This is a genomic window from Saccharomonospora sp. CUA-673 (assembly GCF_001942305.1).
In the GTDB taxonomy this organism is placed as follows: domain Bacteria; phylum Actinomycetota; class Actinomycetes; order Mycobacteriales; family Pseudonocardiaceae; genus Prauserella.
Window position 1 is genome coordinate 15718 of the sequence record NZ_MKKE01000039.1, and the last position, 18492, is coordinate 34209.

Consider the following 18492-nt stretch of genomic DNA (forward strand, 5'->3'; position numbering starts at 1 on the left):
TCAGCCCTCCGTCTTCTCTGCTGCGTCCGGCGAAGCGACCTCGGGGGCGTTCGCGGACGCGACGTCTGTGTCGGCCTTGGCTGCGCCGGAGCCGGAATCCTGAGCGGCGGCCCGACCGGCCTCGGTCGACGTCGGCGTGGTGCCCGAGGCACCGCTGCGACGCCGCTGGGGACGCTCGCGACGCGGGGCACGCTCGGAGGCGGCCGCGGCGTCACGCTCGGCCTTGGCCTTGAGGCCACCGACGAGCTCGCCCTTGTAGATCCACACCTTCACGCCGATCCGGCCGAACGTCGTACGAGCCTCGAAGAAGCCGTAGTCGATGTCGGCGCGGAGCGTGTGCAGCGGGACCCGACCGTCGCGGTAGTGCTCGCTACGCGACATCTCGGCACCGCCGAGACGACCGCTGCACTGCACGCGAATGCCCTTGACCTGCGGCGACCGCATGGACGTCTGGATCGCCTTGCGCATGGCACGGCGGAACGCGACACGGTTGGACAGCTGCTCGGCGATGCCCTGCGCGACGAGCTGGGCGTCGGCCTCGGAGTTCTTGACCTCGAGGATGTTCAGCTGCACCTGCTTGCCGGTCAGCTTCTCCAGCGCACCGCGGATGCGGTCGGCCTCGGCACCACGACGTCCGATGACGATGCCCGGACGGGCGGTGTGGATGTCGACGCGAACCCGGTCCCGGGTGCGCTCGATCTCCACCTTGGAGATGCCGGCCCGCTCCATGCCCGTGGACAGGAGCTTGCGGATCTTCACGTCCTCGGCGACGTAGTCCTTGTACTGCTTGTCGGCGTACCAGCGGGACTTCCAGTCCGTGGTGATCCCGAGCCGGAAGCCGTGCGGGTTGATCTTCTGGCCCACTACCGGCCACCTGCCTTCTTGCTCTTCTTCGCCTCAGGACGGGATTCAACCTCGACCGTGATGTGGCTCGTGCGCTTGCGGATCCGGTAGGCCCGGCCCTGGGCGCGCGGCTGAATCCGCTTGAGCGTCGGCCCCTCGTCGGCGTAGGCGTTCTTCACCCACAGCGTGTCGGGGTCGAGGTCCAGGTTGTTCTCGGCGTTCGCCATCGCACTGGCGAGCACCTTCGACAGCTGGTACGCCGCGGCCTGCGGGGAGTACTTCAGCGTCGTCAGAGCCTCGTTCGCGCTCTGACCCTTGATCAGCTCGATCACCCGGCGCACCTTGGTCGGCGAGTCCCGGACGAACCGAGCGCGAGCGAAAGCCGTCGGCAGGGTGTCCTGCTCGGCTACCGCGTCGTTACGCGCGTTCATCGTTACTTCCTTCTCTTAAGGTGCGCTGCTTCAGCGGCGACGAGACTTGCGGTCGTCCTTGACGTGACCCTTGAAGGTCCGCGTCGGGGCGAACTCGCCCAGCTTGTGTCCGACCATCGCCTCGGTCACGAACACCGGGACGTGCTTGCGGCCGTCGTGCACCGCGAGGGTGTGACCCAGCATGTCCGGGATGATCGTGGACCTACGCGACCAGGTCTTGATGACGGTCTTCTTGCCCGACTCGTTGAGCGCGTCCACCTTCTTGAGCAGGTGGTCGTCCACGAAAGGGCCCTTTTTCAGGCTACGCGGCATGTTCTTCTACCTCCCTGCTCAGCGCTTCTTCTTGCCGGTCTTCCGGCGGCGGACGATCATCTTGTCGCTTTCCTTGCGACCGCGGGTGCGGCCTTCCGGCTTGCCGTTCGGGTTCACCGGGTGGCGACCACCGGACGTGCGACCCTCACCACCACCGTGCGGGTGGTCGACCGGGTTCATGACGACACCACGGACGGTCGGGCGCTTGCCGCGCCAGCGGCTGCGACCGGCCTTACCCCAGTTGATGTTGGAGTGTTCCGAGTTGCCGACCTCGCCGACCGTGGCGCGGTTGCGCACGTCCACGTTGCGGATCTCGCCCGAGGGCATCCGCAGCTGGGCGTACGGACCGTCCTTGGCGACGAGCTGCACGCGGGCGCCGGCCGAACGGGCGATCTTCGCGCCGCCGCCGGGGCGGAGCTCGATCGCGTGGATCACGGTGCCGACCGGGATGTTGCGCAGCGGCAGGTTGTTGCCCGGCTTGATGTCGGCGCTCGGGCCGTTCTCGATCGGGTCGCCCTGCTTCAGCTTGTCCGGCGCGATGATGTAGCGCTTCTCGCCGTCCGCGTAGTGCAGGAGCGCGATCCGAGCCGACCGGTTGGGGTCGTACTCGATGTGCGCGACCTTGGCGGGAACGCCGTCCTTGTCGTTGCGTCGGAAGTCGATGATCCGGTAGGCGCGCTTGTGGCCACCACCCTTGTGCCGGGTGGTGATCTTGCCACCGGAGTTGCGACCGCCGGTCTTGGTGACCGGCTTGACGAGCGACTTCTCCGGCGTCGACCGGGTGATCTCGGAGAAGTCAGCCACGCTCGAGCCGCGACGGCCCGGGGTGGTCGGCTTGTACTTACGGATGCCCATGTCTTCTCAGTCCCTTACGCGCCTGCGCCGAAGATCTCGATCGGCTTGCTCTCGGGCGACAGCGTGACGATCGCGCGCTTGGTGTCCTTGCGCTTACCGAAGCCGTACCGGGTGCGCTTGCGCTTGCCGGAACGGTTGATCGTGTTCACGCTGATGACCTTGACGCCGAAGACCTGCTCGACCGCGATCTTGATCTGGGTCTTGTTGGCGTCGGGGCGGACCACAAAGGTGTACTGCTGGTCCTCGAGCAGTCCGTAGGACTTCTCGGAGATCACCGGCGCGATGAGGATGTCACGCGGGTCGGGGATAGCCACCGAGCTCACTGCTGGTCACTCCCTTCCGAGACCTCGCCGGAGGTCGCCGAAGCCTTCGCGCCCTTGCCCTTTGCGGGGCCGGCGAGGAAGACGTCGAGCGCCGCCTTGCTGAAGACCACGTCGTCGTTGACCAGCACGTCGTAGGTGTTGAGCTGGTCCGCCGTGATCAGGTGGACGTTCGTGAGGTTGCGGGCGGAGCGCCACTGCAGGTCCTCGTCGCGGTGCAGCACCACGAGCACGCGCTTGCCGTTGGTCAGCGCGGCCAGGGTCTTCTTCGCCTCCTTGGTGGAGGGCTGCTCGCCCTCGACCAGCGTGGTGACGACGTGCACCTGCTCGTTGCGCGCCCGGTCCGACAGGGCACCGCGCAGGGCGGCGACCTTCATCTTCTTCGGGGTGCGCTGCGAGTAGTCGCGCGGCGTCGGGCCGTGCACCGTGCCACCGCCGGTGAACTGCGGGGCGCGGATCGAGCCCTGACGGGCGCGGCCGGTGCCCTTCTGGCGGTACGGCTTGGCGCCACCGCCGGAGACCTCACCGCGGGTCTTCGTGTCGTGCGTGCCCTGGCGGGCAGCGGCCAGCTGAGCCACCACGACCTGGTGCATCAGCGGGATGTTGGCCTGGACGTCGAAGATCTCCGCGGGCAGCTCCACCGAGCCCTCGGCCTTGCCGGCCGGAGTCTTGATCTCGATCGTCGCGGTCATGCGGTCACACCACCCTTCGCGGCGCTACGGACGAAGAGAAGGCCGCCCTTCGGACCGGGAACCGCACCCTTGATCAGCAGCAGGCCGTCGTCGGCGCGCACCTGGTGCACCGTCAGACCCTGCGTGGTGACCCGGTTGCTGCCCATCCGGCCCGACATCCGCACGCCCTTGAACACACGGCCCGGGGTGGCGCAGCCACCGATCGCACCCGGCGTCCGGTGGTTGGCCTGGTTACCGTGGCTCGCGCCCTGGCCGGAGAAGCCGTGTCGCTTCATCGTGCCGGCGAAGCCCTTGCCCTTCGTCGTACCGGTGACGTCGACGACCGCGCCGTCGTCGAACACCTCGGCGGTCAGTTCCTGACCGACCTCGTAGGTGTCCGCGTCGGACGTGCGCAGCTCGGCGACGTGGCGCCGCGGCGTCACGCCGGCCTTGTCGAAGTGACCGGTCTCGGGCTTGTTGACCTTGCGCGGGTCAATGGCACCGTAGGCCAGCTGCACGGCCGCGTAGCCGTCCTTCTCCTGATTGCGCACCTGGGTGACGAGGTTCGGCCCGGTCTGCACGACGGTCACCGGGATGACCCGGTTGTTCTCGTCGAAGACCTGCGTCATGCCGAGCTTCGTGCCCAGAATGCCCTTCACTTGCCTGTCAGACATGAGTTCTTATCTCCGCCGCTAGCCCAACGCCTACTGGATGTTCACGTCGACACTGGCCGGCAGGTCGATGCGCATGAGCGCGTCGACCGTCTTCGGCGTCGGGTCCACGATGTCGATCAGTCGCTTGTGGGTGCGCATCTCGAAGTGCTCGCGCGAGTCCTTGTACTTGTGCGGCGAGCGGATGACGCAGTAAACGTTCTTCTCAGTGGGCAGCGGCACCGGCCCCACCACAGAGGCGCCGGTGCGCGTGACCGTCTCGACGATCTTGCGCGCACTCGAGTCGATCGCCTCGTGGTCGTAGGCCTTGAGCCGGATGCGGATCTTCTGTCCCGCCATGGTGGCAGCTCGTTCCTTCGTCTCGTGCCGCTTGTCTGAAGCCTCGTAAGGTCCGTAGCGGGCCTCATTGGAGGTTTCTGCACGTCAACGCCTCGGCCTCCGGTCCACGCGGTCGGGCGTGTCGCCCTTAACGCGCAGACCGATCCCGCAGGATCATTGGCGTGCCCTGGGTCTTCTCTCGGTGAAGTGATCACTGCCGGGAAACCGGCAGGCGGATCACTTCCGACTCACAGCCTGCGATGGCGGCCGTGAGCCCAGGACGCTCGCGCCAGGGCGGCCGATTCCGATCTTTCACAGAATCGGCCGCCCCGCGTCGAGCAACCTAAATAGGATGCCATACCGAAACATGGCACCCGCACCCGGGGGTGCGAATTACTTGATGATCTTGGTGACCTGGCCGGCGCCGACGGTACGGCCACCCTCACGGATGGCGAACCGCAGACCCTCGTCCATGGCGATCGGCTGGATCAGGTCGACCTTGATCTCCGTGTTGTCGCCCGGCATGACCATCTCGGTGCCCTCGGGGAGGGTCACGACGCCGGTCACGTCGGTCGTACGGAAGTAGAACTGCGGGCGGTAGTTGTTGAAGAACGGCGTGTGACGGCCACCCTCGTCCTTGGACAGGATGTAGGCCGAACCCTCGAACTCCGTGTGGGGAGTCGTGGTGCCGGGCTTCACGACGACCTGGCCGCGCTCGACGTCCTCGCGCTTGATACCGCGGAGCAGCAGCGCCGCGTTGTCACCGGCCTGGCCGGAGTCGAGGAGCTTGTTGAACATCTCGATCGAGGTGACCGTGGTCTTGGTGGCCTTCTCGCGGATGCCGACGATCTCGACGTCCTCGTTCAGCTTGACCTCGCCACGCTCGATGCGGCCGGTGACGACCGTGCCGCGACCGGTGATCGTGAAGACGTCCTCGACCGGCATGAGGAACGGCTGGTCGACAGCGCGCTCCGGCTCGGGGATGTTGTCGTCCACGGCCTGCATGAGCTCGAGAACCGCGTCGGTCCACTTCTCGTCGCCCTCGAGGGCCTTGAGACCGGAGACCTTGACGACGGGGGCGTCGTCACCGGGGAACTCCTGGTCCGACAGCAGCTCACGGACTCCATCTCGACGAGCTCGAGGATCTCCTCGTCGTCGACCATGTCGGACTTGTTGAGCGCCACGACGATGTAGGGCACGCCGACCTGACGGGCGAGCAGCACGTGCTCACGCGTCTGCGGCATGGGGCCGTCGGTGGCCGCGACCACGAGGATCGCGCCGTCCATCTGGGCGGCACCGGTGATCATGTTCTTCACGTAGTCGGCGTGACCGGGGGCGTCGACGTGTGCGTAGTGACGCTGCTCGGTCTCGTACTCGACGTGCGAGATGTTGATCGTGATGCCGCGCTGCTTCTCTTCCGGCGCGTTGTCGATCTGGTCGAACGCGCGGGACTGGTTCAGCTCCGGGTACTTCTCGTGAAGAACCTTGGTGATCGCCGCGGTCAGCGTGGTCTTGCCGTGGTCGACGTGACCAATGGTGCCGATGTTGACGTGCGGCTTGCTCCGCTCGAACTTCGCCTTCGCCACTGGAATGTCCTCCTGGACTGTACTTGCTCGCTCCCGGCGTGGCTGCGCCGATCGCGACTCGATCTGGTCGGTTGCGCGGACCTTAGGGGAGGCCCCTTTTCCGCCCGCATTGGGTGCTGGTGGGAGTTACTCCCCTGTCGCCTTGGCGATGATCTCCTTCGCGACGTTCGACGGAACCTCGTCGTAGGAGTCAAAGACCATCGTGTAGTTGGCACGACCCTGGGTCTTGGACCGCAGGTCGCCCACGTACCCGAACATCTCCGACAGCGGCACGAGCGCCTTGACGACACGCGTGCCAGACCGCTCCTCCATGGCCTGAACCTGGCCACGGCGGGAGTTCAAGTCACCGATGACGTCACCCATGTAGTCCTCGGGTGTGGTGACCTCGACGGCCATCATCGGTTCCAGCAGTACCGGGGACGCCTGCCGCGCGGCGTCCTTGAGCGCCACGGAGCCGGCGACCTTGAAGGCCATCTCCGAAGAGTCGACCTCGTGGTACGCACCGTCCAACAAGGTGAGCTTCAACCCGACGAGCGGGTAGCCGGCCAGGACGCCGTACTGCATGGCGTCCTGCGCGCCCTCGTCCACGGACGGGATGTACTCCCGCGGGATGCGGCCACCGGTCACCTGGTTGTCGAATTCGTAGAGAGCGCCATCGCCGGTCGTCAGCGGCTCGAGCTTGATGATCACCCGCGCGAACTGACCGGAGCCACCGGTCTGCTTCTTGTGGGTGTACTCGAACTTGTCGACCGCCTTGCGGATGGTCTCACGGTAAGCCACCTGCGGCTTACCGATGTTCGCCTCGACCTTGAAGTCGGTCTTCATGCGGTTGACCAGGACCTCGAGGTGGAGCTCGCCCATGCCCTCGATGATCGTCTGGCCGGTCTCGTCGTCCTGGCTGACCCGGAACGTCGGGTCCTCCTCGGCGAGCTTCTGGATCGCGTCGACAGCTTCTCCTGGTCGGCCTTCGTCTTGGGCTCGATGGCCACCTTGATGACGGGCTCGGGGAAGGTCATCGACTCGAGGACGATCGGGTTCTGCGGGTCGGCGAGGGTCTCACCGGTGGTGGTGTCCTTCAGGCCCTGCACCGCGTAGATGTGGCCGGCCTGCGCGTCGTCGACCGGGTTCTCCTTGTTGGAGTGCATCTGGAAGATCTTGCCGATGCGCTCCTTGCGGTCCTTGGTCGCGTTGACGACCTGGGAGCCGGAGGCGACCTTGCCGGAGTAGACGCGGATGTAGGTCAGCTTGCCGTAGAACGGGTGCACGGCGACCTTGGACACCAGCGCGGCGAACGGCTCGTCGGTGGCCGGCTTGCGCGAGGCCGGGGTCTCGCCGTCGAGCAGCGTGCCCTCGACCGGCGGGACGTCCAGCGGCGCGGGCAGGTAGTCGATGACCGCGTCGAGCATGGGCTGCACGCCCTTGTTCTTGAACGCGGAGCCGGTGAGCACCGGGAAGGCCTCGCGGGCGAGGGTGAGCTTGCGGATGCCGGACTTGATCTCGGCCTCCGTCAGCTCCTCGCCGCCGAAGTACTTCTCCATGAGCTCGTCGTCGGACTCGGCGACGGCCTCGACCAGCTTCTCGCGGTACTCCGCGGCCTTGTCGGCGAGGTCGGCCGGGATGTCCTCGACCTCGTAGCTCTCGCCCTTCTTGACGTCACCGCGCCAGGTGAGGGCCTTCATCTGGACGAGGTCGACGACACCCTGGAAGTCGGACTCCGCGCCGATGGGCAGCTGGATGACCAGCGGCCGGGCACCGAGGCGCTCCTCGATGGTGCCGACGGTGAAGTAGAAGTCGGCGCCCAGCTTGTCCATCTTGTTGACGAAGCAGACGCGCGGGACCTCGTACTTGTCGGCCTGGCGCCACACCTGCTCGGACTGCGGCTCGACGCCTTCCTTGCCGTCGAAGACGGCGACGGCACCGTCGAGCACGCGCAGGCTGCGCTCCACCTCGACGGTGAAGTCGACGTGGCCCGGGGTGTCGATGATGTTGATCTGGTAGTCGCCCCAGAAGGTGGTGGTGGCAGCCGAGGTGATGGTGATACCCCGCTTCTGCTCCTCCTCCATCCAGTCCATCGTGGCGGCGCGTCGTGCACCTCGCCGAGCTTGTAGTTGATCCCGGTGTAGAACAGGATCCGCTCGGTCGTGGTGGTCTTACCGGCGTCAATGTGGGCCATGATGCCGATGTTGCGGACCTTCTTCAGGTCGGTCAGCACGTCACGTGCCACTTGAATGTTCCCCTGTCTCAAGCGTGGGGCCCGGCACTGGCTCGATCATTCACGTCGACCGGGCGTCGGTTTCCTTCAGTGGTGGCGATTCACCAGCGGTAGTGCGCGAAGGCCTTGTTGGACTCGGCCATCTTGTGCGTGTCCTCGCGGCGCTTCACGCTGGCCCCGAGGCCGTTGCTCGCGTCGAGCAGCTCGTTCTGAAGACGCTCGATCATCGTCTTCTCCCGGCGCTGGCGTGCGAACGTGACGATCCAACGCAGCGCAAGGGTGGTCGAGCGGCCGGGCTTGACCTCGATGGGCACCTGGTATGTGGCACCACCGACACGCCGGCTCTTCACCTCGAGGGAAGGCTTGACGTTGTCGAGGGCGCGCTTCAGCGTGACGACCGGGTCGGTGCCGGTCTTCTCGCGAGCGCCTTCCAGTGCGCCGTACACGATGCGCTCGGCCAGCGAGCGCTTGCCGTCGGTCAGCACCTTGTTGATCAGCTGGGTGACGAGCGGCGATGCGTAGACCGGGTCAGCGATCAGCGGCCGCTTCGGGGCCGGACCCTTGCGGGGCATTAGCTCTTCTCCTTCTTAGCGCCGTACCGGCTGCGCGCCTGCTTGCGGTTCTTCACGCCCTGCGTGTCGAGCGAACCGCGAACGATCTTGTAGCGGACACCGGGGAGGTCCTTCACACGACCACCGCGCACGAGCACCATCGAGTGCTCCTGCAGGTTGTGGCCCTCGCCCGGGATGTAGGCGGTGACCTCGATGCCGCTGGTCAGCCGGACACGCGCAACCTTGCGGAGCGCCGAGTTCGGCTTCTTCGGCGTGGTGGTGTAGACGCGGGTGCACACGCCGCGCCGCTGCGGGCTCCCCTTGAGCGCCGCGGTCTTCTGCTTGGCAGCCTTGTCCTGGCGGCCCTTACGGACCAGCTGCTGGATCGTGGGCAATGGACCAGCCTTCTTCTCGCGTCTGTAAAAGCTCTACAGCGTCAGCTGTATGGCTCTCCATGTCTGTGTGTGGCTCTGTCTCCCCGGTCCCCGCGGTCGGGCGTGTCGGCCCGTGCCATGGGTCGCGAACGACCCGTGAACTCCCGTCGGGATTTCCGGAGTTACGACTTTCCGGAGCTCGCCCGCCGTCGACCGGCCAGGGCAGGACATGAAAATCCGGCCCGCGGCCACGACGGCACACGGAGCAGCCCAGCAGCGTGCCGGGCACAGATGTCAAAGATACCCGGCCATGCAGATAGCGACGACCCGGGGGTCCCTAAGACCTCGCGCGGCGTGACAACTCGGCGGCTCGGCCGATCGGACGAGCGCCGGCGGCGGGTCGCCACGGCGGTAGCAGCGGGTATGTCGACCATGCTGCTCGGTGTCGGTTGATATCGACGTCGGTGGATATCGACGAATACTGTCCTCACCCTAGCGCGCGAACGCGCCGGCTTCGAGGATCCGGCCGAGATCCGCGCGCCGCGCACCCGTGACGAAAGGCGGCCCCGTGAACCTGCACCCCGGCGTTGTCCTCGCGGTCCTGTTCGGACTGGGCCTGGTGACGGTGGTCGGCTGGGCGATCGCCGCGCGCAGGACGTCGGTGCGACTGGCAGCCGAGCGGGCCGAGTTCGCCCGCCAGGTCGGTGCGATCGAGTACGGCAGGAGCACGGGAACCGGAACCGGCACCGACATGCCGAGCTTCGGCTACTTCCCCAATCCGCATCACGCCCGCCGCCCGTTCTCCTACGCCATGGAGTTCACCCGCGGGACGACGCGCGTGCTGGCGGCCGAGTGGCCCGCCGGCGGCGTCAACGACAACCGGCACCACGAGGGCGTCGTCCAGGTCGTCGGCCCACTGCCCGCGGACGCGCCGTACCTGATGGTCGGCAACTACCTGGGCAGTGGTTTCGACCCGGAGACCCGGGAGCCCACGCCGGTCGTGACCGACCTGCCGACCAGCGGGGGCAAACTCAAGGACCTCCGCGCCCTGACCCACGACGCGGAGTTCGCGCACCGCATCGTGACGCCGGAGCTGGCCGCGTTGTTGCACCGGCACAAGCGCGGATCGCACCTGCCGCGCGTCACGTTCGTCCGGGGCGTCCTCTCGACGGACTCCCCGAACCGCCTGAGACCCCGGGGACTCACCGAACGCGCCGACCTGCTCATCGAGATCGCCCGTCTCGTCGACCGGCAGCAACGGCAGGCCGACCAATAGCAACGCCGACCAGCAACACCGAACAGCAGCACCGACCGGCTGCACATTCCCCTGCTCAATCCATGTCACATTGAGCCGGTCTGTCGCATTCGCGAATAATGCCCCTTATGGGGGACCGTCGGGGCCTCCCCTCACGTCGCAGGAACAACGTCGGAGCGAGAGGGGACGGGCGATGAGTTTCCAGGTCGAGATCGAGGCGCTGGAGAACTACGGCAACAACCTGCAGTCGTTCTGCGAGCAGGCGACGGAGTTCGAGGACCTCACCGGACGGGCCGCCGTTCCCGATGACGCGTGGGGGCTCGTCGGCCTGATGACGAAGGGCAAGTACGACGAGGCCCTGGCCGAGCTGAAGAACCTGCTGGAGACGATGAAGGAGGGCCTGGACACGACCTCCGACAAGATGGAACTGGCGGCACGGATCTACCGCGGTTGCGAGGACGACAACCTGTTCACGCTCGGCCAGCACGAGGTGAACGTGCAGACCACGACCGAGACGCGCGTGTAGGGGGCCGCCATGACCGAGGTCAACAACATCTCCGGCAACATCGACCTGAGCACCGACGGCGACTCGGGCGGCGGTTTCTTCGGCAGCCCCGGTGACATCGCCGGCAACACGCCCGGCGTGAAGACGGCGATGAGCGGCTACGACACCGTCACCAACATCTGGCAGGGCATTCCCGAGGACCCGGACGCCGCCGACATCATGCTGCACTGCGCGGACGTCGCGACCGACGCGGCCGGCTTCGTCGCCGAGTGCGGCATGGAGGCTGCCTCGGCGGTACTCGATCCCGCCGGCTGGCTGGTCGGCAACGGTCTCGACTTCCTGCTGAGCGTGATCACACCGCTTCAGGACGCGTTGAACATGGTCACCGGCGACAGTGCGCGACTCGACGACGCGGCGGACGACTTCACGGCCATCGCCGAGGGCTTGGTCGAGTACGCGGGCGAGTTCCGCACGGTGGCCGACGAGGCGCTGCAGGACTGGAACGGCGAGGCCGCGAGCTCGGCGAAGAACGCCCTGGCCGACTTCTCGGCGGGCATCGAGGGTGTCGCCACCAGCGCGGGCGGGGTCGTCGAGATCCTGCGCCTGTCGTCGATGATCATGGAGGTCATCGAGGCCGTCATCAAGGCCATCATCACCGAGATCGTCTCCTGGCTGATCGCCCTGTGGGTGCCGGCCCTCGCCGCGGCCGTGCCCACGGCCGGCGCGTCGACGGCGGCCGCGGGCGCCGCGACAGCCCCCAAGGCGGCCTCCACGGTGTCCAACGTGACGTCGAAACTGGGCAAACTCGGCCAGGTTCTCGACAAGATCTTCGCGTTCTTCCAGCGATTCGGCAGCAGCATGGTCAAGCTGGGGCAGCGCCTCGGGGTCAAGCCGGCCACGCTCTCCGAGAAGGCGAAGACGCTGAGCAAGATCGACGGCGTGGGCGGCAAGCTGGGCAAGATCGCGACCGAAGCAGCCAAAGCGGGAGCCGGCGAACTCGGCAAGCAGACCTTCGGCATCGACCCGACGAAGCCCGTCTCGGACGGCGCGGGCGCCGCCAAGGCCATCAACGACCATTACGGCACGCTCACCGACGGCGCACAGGACCTCAAGGAGGCCCACGACGCCGGCAACATCGGCAGTGGCGATTCGGCGGAGGAGACCGAGCGGCAACTCCGCATGTAATCGAAACCGCCCCATTCCCGAGGCATTTTCACAAAACGGACATCCGTCGAGGTGGTCCTTTCGCCGAACTGCGCCGAAAGGGCCACCTCTTCCTGTGAAGCAGCCCCCTCGGCCGTATTCGGTCCGCTACAGTTCGGCGGCGAGGACACGCTGTGCGGCGCGGGGTGAGCCGAATGCGATCGAACGACGAAACCGAACTCCCCGGCCCGTCGTCAAAGGGACCCGGAAAGAGGGCCGGAGCACCGGAGGCGCCGGCCCGGCCTCGTTCGAGAGGATGGGCTCACCGGGCGTCGAGGACGGCGCCTGACCGAGGCGTACACCGTGTGGTGAGGGAGAGGGCAACATGTCAGCGGAGTTCGACCGGCTCGTCGCAGAGTTCGAGAAGTTTCAGTCCAAGCTGACCCGCATCGACGAGCAGATGTCCGGCGTCGCGGACATGCAGAGCGAGCTGTCCGAGCTCCAGGCGACGGCGTCGAACGCCGACCGGTCGGTGACGGTCGTGGCGGGTCCCGGCGGCGCGGTGATGGACATCCAGCTCACCGACAAGGCCATGAACCAGCCGCCGCAGGCGCTGGCCGCGGCGATCAAGTCGACGCTCCAGGAGGCCGTGGCCGAGGCCGCGCGCAAGCAGGCGGGCATCGTCGACAGCCACATGGGCGGCATGGGCCTGAACGTCACCGACCAGGTCATCGAGACGCAGGCCCAAGCGTTCGGGATCGCGCCCGAGGAGCTCCGTCAGCGCATGGCCGACGAGATGCCCGCGCGCGGCGGCACCCCCGCCGAGGAGGAGTACCACGAGGACTACTCCCACCAGAGCGTCTTCGACGGCGACGGCGACAGCGGCGCCGCCACCCCGCCCCCGTCCTCCGGCTCCGGCAGCGCCTCCGCGGGCGACGACTTCCTGAAGAACCTGTTCAACGACGAGGAGGGCCGCCGATGAGCGGGGCGAGCGGGTTCGGTCTCGACCCGGAGCATCTCCGCGGCTATACCCAGAACCTGGGCCAGTACAAGGGGCAGACGCAGGAGCTCGCGCAGAACGTGCATCAGGCCGATGTCGGCGACGAGTCGTGGGGCATCGTCGGCCTGTTCACGAAGCAGGGGTACACGGACCTGCTGAACGAGTTGAACTCGCACATCAAGGACATGCTGGACGGGCTCAATTCCGCGTCGGAGAAGATCAACAGCTCGGCGGAGAAGTACGAGACCGAGGAACGCGAGGTCGCTCGCCTACTGAATCAGGCCCTGACCAACATCAACGCCGCGCAAGGGGGGCCGCAGGTTGGCTGAGGTAAACGACGTCACCCAGGACGTGAACATCGAGACGAGCGACGACTCGGGTCTCATCAACACCGGTGCGATCGCGGAGAACACACCGGTCGTCGGCAGCGGCGTGGACCTGGTCAGCAAGTTCTGTGAGGGCCCCGGCGAGGACGCGTTCGAGGCCGCCAACTGGACGAAGACGCTCGCCATCGACAGCGCCGCGTTCATCAGCGAGGTCGGCGGGTTGGCCGGCGAGATCGCCGAGGACCCGCTCGGCTGGCTCATCGGCGAGGGGCTGGACTTCCTGTTGTCGGTGATCCAGCCGCTCGATGACATGCTCAAGGCGGTCACCGGGGACGGCCCGGCGCTGGAGCAGGCCGCGGGCAACTTCGGCCAGATCGGTCAGGCCTTCCAGTCGATGAGCGAGGACTTCCCATCGGTGTCCAACGAGGCGCTGGGCAGCTGGCAGGGCGACAGTGCCGACGCCGCGGGCCGACGGCTCGCCGCCTTCGCCGACGGGATCGCGGGTGTCGCGTCGAAGGCCGGCAACGTCGCCGAGGTGCTGCAGCAGTCGGCGATGGTGATGCAGGTGATCGAAGAGGTCATCAAGGCGATCATCACCGAGTTCGTCAAGTGGCTGATCCTCACCTGGGTGCCCGCCCTGCTCGCGGCCGGCCCGACGTTCGGTGGGTCGACCGCCGCAGCCGGCACCGCAACCGGCGTCAAGGCGACCACGACGGTCGCCGACACCAGCCAGAAGGTCTCGAAGCTCCAGCAGCTCCTCGGCAAGATCAAGGACTGGTTCGCCAAGATCAAGAGTTCGTTCCAGAGCCTCGGCTCGTCGCAGGGTCTCAAGGACGCCGCGGGGAAGGCCCTCGAGAAGGGCGGCTTCACCGAGGGCATGACGACCGGCGACACGTGGAAGCAGATCGGCACGGAGGTCCTCAAGGAGGGCGCCAACGAGACCGTGAAGCAGACGACCGGCATCGACGTCAAGGAGGGTGGCGACATCCTCGAAAGCGACGTCAGCAAGATTCCGGGCTTCGTCAAGACCCTCAACGACCACGAACAGGACCAGATCAGCAACGCGAAGGATCAGGCCGAGTACCAGAACGTCGGCGAGGAGCAGTCCGACAGCCGAATCCGCGGCAACCTCGACTTCTGAGGCGAACCGACGCATGGCAGTCATGGGCATCGTCGCGATCGTGGGCGCCGTGATGGCGCTGGTTGCGGGGTTTGTCGTCGGCTGGAAGCCGGCGCGGAAACGGCCGGGCGGCCTCGCGGGCACGTTGGACGCCGAGTTCCGCCGGGAGTTCGCGTCGGTCGCCGCGTTCGGCCCGCAGGACCTGGCGCGGCTGCCGTTCGGGTTCGTCCCACCGCCTCTGCGGCAGGGTGCGGCGCCGGCCGACGTGGCGGTCGCGTTCCACTATCGCGGGCGCGAGGTGCTGGCGTTGCGGCACACGGTGTACGGCACCGGCCCGGACGGTGCGCCCGTCACCTATCCCTGGACCTACGTCCAGGTGCGCGCCTCACCGACGCCCCGCCTCCGGTTGCTGGGATCCGCGGCACACCAACGTGAACCGCACCAGCCCGACACCACGGGCATGCGCCAGGTCCACATCGGACACCAGAAGTTCGACGACTCCCTCGCCGTGTTCACCGACGACGACGGCTTCGCGCGTTCGCTGTTGACCGCGCCGATCGTCGAATACCTGACCTCGGACACGCGCTACCACCACAAGCACATCTCGTTCGAGCGCGGCGTCGCCTGGCTGCGCATGCCCGCCCAGCTGACGACCGACGTGGCCTGCGTCGGCGCGGACACGCTGATCGACCTGCTCGACCGGTCACCATTGTTCGCCCACGTGCCCGCACAGCCGGGAGGTGCGCCGCGATGATGCAGGACGTGGTCGGCCCGTTCATCGGCGTCCTCATCCTCTGGGCGCTGTGCTTCCTACTCACGTTCGTCGTCGTGCGCAGCATCCGGCACGAGAAACCCCAGCAGCGGACCGAGAAGGAGAAGAGCACGCAGTCGATGGCCTCGTTCCTCGACCAGGTGCAGGCGCGGCAGTTCAGCGGCAAGGTCGGCACCCCACCGGCGTGGGGAATCGTGCCCTCCTCGGACCGTGACATGTGGGGCACCACCCGCCGCCACGAATGGGACGACGGCATCCAGTTCGACTACCGCGGCCACGAGGTGCAGGCCGTCGACTGCACGGTCAGGGTCAGCAGCACGTCGAACTCGCGCGCCGTCTACCGCTCGGAGCAGCTGTTCCAGGTGCGCACGCCGCCCTGGCCGGTGGTGCAGCTCAACGCCCGCCAACTGACGCGCTACCGCGGCGCCGGCGACCAGTTCCCCGAGATCACCCTGGGCAACCAGTTCGACCAGGCCTTCCGCATCACCGCCGAGGACGAACGGTTCGCCCGCGTCCTCCTGCAGGGCCCGGTCCTCGAGTTCCTCATGACCGACCCGCGCTGCGCCCAGTCCTGGATGATCTTCCAGGCCCACTGCCTCTGGACCGCTCGCGAAGGCAAGCTCGAACCGGCCGCCATGCTGCGGTTCATCAACCCCCTCGTCGACGTCGTCGACCGTCTCCCCCGCCAAGCCTGGGACTACCGACGATGATGGTTACCGGCCCGGCGCCACCGCCGGGTCGGTAGGCAGGGGTTCGGTGAGGGCGAGCGGGGTGATGTCGAGGCGGTCGAAGCGCCAGCCCGCGTCGGTGCGCCGCGCGCCGTAGACGTGGACGCCCGCCGCAATCGACTGGGTGGCGTCGTCGAGGACGAACACCGCGATGTCGTGCGCCCGCACGATTGCTGTGTCGCCCTCGATGTCGATGATCAGGTTCGACTTGCTGTGCAGCGTGCGCACGTACCGTTCGTGACTCCTGCGCGCGAGTTCCACCAGCTCGGCGATGCCCTCCGCCCGCCCACGTATCGACGTCACGACCACGTCGGGCGTGAACAGCGCGGTCGTGTCGTCGAAGCGTCCCTCGTCGATCCACGCGCTGTGCCGCGCGACGAGGTCGGCCAGCTCGGCGCGGTCCGCGAACTCGCGGAGTCTCTGTTCGTCCATCACGGTCACTCCATTGGTTCGACGAACGTTAGATTCGCTAGTGAACGTAGGTCGTTAGTGGGACTAACGCAAGGGTTAGGGTGTCGACATGGAGACGGGCGATGATCTGCGTTTCGATCGTGGCGAGCAGACTCCACCGAGGCTCAGGGGCCAGTTGTCGCGCTTGGTGGGGATGACGGCGGTGCAGTTGCGCCGAGTGGCGAACGAGGCGTTGGGCGACGTGGGCGCGCGCAAGGATCATTTCGTCGTGTTGGCGACGTTGGCCGAGTTCGGCCCGGCGAGCCAGTCGACGTTGTCGACGTGGACGCGGATCTACTCGAGCGATTTGGTCAGTGTCCTCAACGATTTGGCCTCCGCCGGTTTCGTCGAGCGCAGCCCGGACCCTGTGGACAAGCGCCGCAACGTCATCACCGTCACCGACGACGGCCACGCCCGCCTGGACGAGCTGGGCCGCGTCCTGGACGGCGTCAACGAGCACGTGATGGCGCCGCTGGACGCCGGCGAGCGGGCCCAACTTTTCGCGCTGCTGGAACGAATCAACGCCCGCCTGAACGAGCCGGAGCAGTGAGCAGCGGTCGTCAGAACGGTGGCGGGTCGTCGTCGTTCGGGTCGGGCGGGTCGTCCGGATCTGACGATCGCGGCGGGAGGACGGGTTCGCGCTTGTCGGTGTAGGTGACGCCGAGCGGGGTCGTGACCGACGACGTGCCGTGCAGTGGGTCGTAGTCGTGGATCCATCCGGGGGCATTCTTGAGCCCGTGGTGTCGGCGACATCGGGGCGCGGCGTTGTCGGTCGAGGTCGAGCCACCGTCCTTGGCCCACTGTTTCTGATGGTCGAAGTCGCAGTGCCGGGCGGGACGTCGACACCACGGCACGACGCACATGCGGTCGCGGACCTCGACGACCTTGCGGATCGTCGAATTCGGACGATAGGACTTCCGGCCCAGGTCAACAGGGTTGCCGGTGGCCGGGTCGCAGAGGACCTTCCGCCACACCGACTTGGGGTTGGTCATGATCTCGCGGGCATAGGTCGCCGGGATCGGTCCGACACCGTCGATCGAGACTCCCGTCTCGGACATCGAGAGGGCGGCGTCGATGGGCATGTGGAGGTAGACCATCGCGGCCGACTGCGGCACCTGAACGCCGGGGCTGTTGCCCAGCAACAGGTCCGCGAACACGTCGGCCCGGAGTTGGTCGAGGTTCCGCGAGGAGTCGGACAGTCGAAGCTTCCGAGCCATCGCGTCGACGCGCGCGTACGCGGCCGAAGCGACGTCCGAGGGCAGATCGGCCGACAGGCGCGATTGGGCGTAGACCCCGTGTTCGAGCGTGACCTTCCGACCTTCGTGCGCCATGCGCGCGGCGGCGGTCTCGGCGTCAGGGTCGACCTGTTTGACGATCTGCGACGCGTGCCAGGTCATGTTCCGCGGCTGCCACGCAGTCAGCGACAATTGAGAAAGCTTCTCCTCAAGTAGTCGATCGACCTCAAGGGCATCGGAATTGGAGATCGGCGCGACAACGTTCAGCACCCGTTCAGCGCAATACCGATCCACGCGCCCCTCGCGCATCGACTGCAACAGCCGAGGCATGCGATAAGTCAAAGCCAAAGCGGTATGAATCCGATCCAAAACACCCTGCGGAGACAGTCGAAGCTCAGGCGCCAGCGCCTCAGCCAGCGACCGCCGCTCCAGCGAATCAGACGACGACCCGTCGTCGAGCGAAGCAAGAAACGACACCTCAGCAGCATCAGCCCGAGCCCGCAAAGCAAGCACCGACCGAGCCTCGTCGACAATCCCCTCAACATCTCTCACGCAGCCAATAATACCGAACAACTGATCGACAATAACCACCCACAAGCATGACGAAGAACCACTACGCAAAGTGACCCACACGTCCCCGAAAAACGCCACCGCCGAAGCGAAGCAAGGCCAACTCCGCCAACCAACCCACCCACAAATCCGCCCCCGCGAAGTGTCATCCCGTCGACCTAAAACCAAACCATCACACTGCAGTCAGGGCGCAACCCACAACGAAACCGCAGCCAAACCCGAAAACCTTGCGCCCTGACTGCAG

The 18492-nt window shown here is 66.8% G+C and carries 21 protein-coding genes and 2 pseudogenes; 9 read left to right on the forward strand and 14 right to left on the reverse strand.

The window, feature by feature from the left end:
• The 12 genes and pseudogenes from rpsC to rpsL all read right to left on the reverse strand — a co-directional run bounded on the left by rpsC (position 1) and on the right by rpsL (position 9165).
• Positions 1-864 (reverse strand): 30S ribosomal protein S3, encoded by an 864-nt coding sequence (rpsC, locus tag BJF85_RS17600; protein WP_075849102.1) that lies wholly within the window; start codon positions 862-864, stop codon positions 1-3.
• On the reverse strand, positions 864-1274 hold the full coding sequence (gene rplV, locus BJF85_RS17605; RefSeq protein WP_075849104.1) for a 50S ribosomal protein L22: 411 nt from the start codon (positions 1272-1274) through the stop codon (positions 864-866). The genes rpsC and rplV overlap by 1 nt, the downstream gene beginning before the upstream one ends.
• A 30-nt stretch (positions 1275-1304) precedes the next feature.
• Entirely contained in the window at positions 1305-1586 is a 282-nt protein-coding gene (gene rpsS / locus BJF85_RS17610) for a 30S ribosomal protein S19 (protein ID WP_075849106.1), read from the reverse strand.
• An 18-nt stretch (positions 1587-1604) separates the two neighbouring features.
• Positions 1605-2441: a 50S ribosomal protein L2 gene (gene rplB, locus BJF85_RS17615; protein ID WP_075849107.1), complete on the reverse strand. Its 837-nt coding sequence runs from the start codon at positions 2439-2441 to the stop codon at positions 1605-1607.
• Between the two features lie 14 nt (positions 2442-2455).
• On the reverse strand, positions 2456-2764 hold the full coding sequence (gene rplW / locus BJF85_RS17620; protein WP_075849109.1) for a 50S ribosomal protein L23: 309 nt from the start codon (positions 2762-2764) through the stop codon (positions 2456-2458).
• On the reverse strand, positions 2761-3453 hold the full coding sequence (rplD, locus tag BJF85_RS17625; protein ID WP_075849111.1) for a 50S ribosomal protein L4: 693 nt from the start codon (positions 3451-3453) through the stop codon (positions 2761-2763). The genes rplW and rplD overlap by 4 nt, the downstream gene beginning before the upstream one ends.
• Positions 3450-4106 carry a 50S ribosomal protein L3 gene (gene rplC, locus BJF85_RS17630; protein ID WP_075849113.1) on the reverse strand — a complete coding sequence of 219 codons (657 nt, stop codon included), beginning with the start codon at positions 4104-4106 and terminating at the stop codon, positions 3450-3452. Before rplC ends, rplD begins: the two co-directional genes overlap by 4 nt.
• Before the next feature lie 30 nt (positions 4107-4136).
• On the reverse strand, positions 4137-4442 hold the full coding sequence (gene rpsJ, locus BJF85_RS17635) for a 30S ribosomal protein S10 (protein WP_028848712.1): 306 nt from the start codon (positions 4440-4442) through the stop codon (positions 4137-4139).
• Between the two features lie 372 nt (positions 4443-4814).
• Positions 4815-6007: pseudogene (gene tuf, locus BJF85_RS17640) on the reverse strand (elongation factor Tu).
• A 126-nt stretch (positions 6008-6133) separates the two neighbouring features.
• Positions 6134-8231 (reverse strand): annotated as a pseudogene (gene fusA, locus BJF85_RS17645) (elongation factor G).
• Positions 8232-8320: 89 nt separating this feature from the next.
• A complete protein-coding gene (gene rpsG, locus BJF85_RS17650) occupies positions 8321-8791 on the reverse strand; it encodes a 30S ribosomal protein S7 (protein WP_030532893.1) in 471 nt (156 codons plus the stop codon).
• Positions 8791-9165, reverse strand: a complete 375-nt coding sequence (rpsL, locus tag BJF85_RS17655; RefSeq protein ID WP_030532894.1) for a 30S ribosomal protein S12 — start codon at positions 9163-9165, stop codon at positions 8791-8793. Before rpsL ends, rpsG begins: the two co-directional genes overlap by 1 nt.
• Positions 9166-9712: 547 nt before the next feature.
• Here rpsL and BJF85_RS17660 point away from each other — a divergent pair.
• The 8 genes from BJF85_RS17660 to BJF85_RS17695 all read left to right on the forward strand — a co-directional run bounded on the left by BJF85_RS17660 (position 9713) and on the right by BJF85_RS17695 (position 15975).
• Positions 9713-10420, forward strand: a complete 708-nt coding sequence (locus BJF85_RS17660) for a hypothetical protein (protein ID WP_075849115.1) — start codon at positions 9713-9715, stop codon at positions 10418-10420.
• A gap of 172 nt (positions 10421-10592) precedes the next feature.
• Complete coding sequence (locus tag BJF85_RS17665) at positions 10593-10925, forward strand: hypothetical protein (protein ID WP_075849117.1); 333 nt, start codon at positions 10593-10595, stop codon at positions 10923-10925.
• Positions 10926-10934: 9 nt separating this feature from the next.
• Positions 10935-12089 carry a WXG100 family type VII secretion target gene (locus tag BJF85_RS17670; protein ID WP_075849119.1) on the forward strand — a complete coding sequence of 385 codons (1155 nt, stop codon included), beginning with the start codon at positions 10935-10937 and terminating at the stop codon, positions 12087-12089.
• Between the two features lie 343 nt (positions 12090-12432).
• Positions 12433-13029, forward strand: a complete 597-nt coding sequence (locus BJF85_RS17675; protein ID WP_075849121.1) for a YbaB/EbfC family nucleoid-associated protein — start codon at positions 12433-12435, stop codon at positions 13027-13029.
• The gene (locus BJF85_RS17680) at positions 13026-13376 is read left to right on the forward strand and encodes a hypothetical protein (RefSeq protein WP_075849123.1); all 351 of its coding nucleotides are present in this window, start codon (positions 13026-13028) and stop codon (positions 13374-13376) included. Before BJF85_RS17675 ends, BJF85_RS17680 begins: the two co-directional genes overlap by 4 nt.
• Positions 13369-14514 (forward strand): WXG100 family type VII secretion target, encoded by a 1146-nt coding sequence (locus BJF85_RS17685; protein WP_139320690.1) that lies wholly within the window; start codon positions 13369-13371, stop codon positions 14512-14514. Before BJF85_RS17680 ends, BJF85_RS17685 begins: the two co-directional genes overlap by 8 nt.
• Positions 14515-14527: 13 nt before the next feature.
• Positions 14528-15247 (forward strand): hypothetical protein, encoded by a 720-nt coding sequence (locus tag BJF85_RS17690; protein WP_139320691.1) that lies wholly within the window; start codon positions 14528-14530, stop codon positions 15245-15247.
• Positions 15244-15975: a hypothetical protein gene (locus tag BJF85_RS17695; protein WP_075849129.1), complete on the forward strand. Its 732-nt coding sequence runs from the start codon at positions 15244-15246 to the stop codon at positions 15973-15975. The genes BJF85_RS17690 and BJF85_RS17695 overlap by 4 nt, the downstream gene beginning before the upstream one ends.
• A gap of 3 nt (positions 15976-15978) precedes the next feature.
• Here BJF85_RS17695 and BJF85_RS17700 read toward each other — a convergent pair whose 3' ends face one another.
• On the reverse strand, positions 15979-16425 hold the full coding sequence (locus tag BJF85_RS17700; protein ID WP_075849137.1) for a nuclear transport factor 2 family protein: 447 nt from the start codon (positions 16423-16425) through the stop codon (positions 15979-15981).
• Positions 16426-16513: 88 nt separating this feature from the next.
• Here BJF85_RS17700 and BJF85_RS17705 point away from each other — a divergent pair, with 88 nt between their 5' ends.
• Positions 16514-16993 (forward strand): MarR family winged helix-turn-helix transcriptional regulator, encoded by a 480-nt coding sequence (locus BJF85_RS17705; protein WP_075849130.1) that lies wholly within the window; start codon positions 16514-16516, stop codon positions 16991-16993.
• A gap of 10 nt (positions 16994-17003) precedes the next feature.
• Here BJF85_RS17705 and BJF85_RS17710 read toward each other — a convergent pair whose 3' ends face one another.
• Positions 17004-18329: a DUF222 domain-containing protein gene (locus BJF85_RS17710; protein ID WP_369822207.1), complete on the reverse strand. Its 1326-nt coding sequence runs from the start codon at positions 18327-18329 to the stop codon at positions 17004-17006.
• Between the last annotated feature and the right edge of the window lie 163 nt (positions 18330-18492).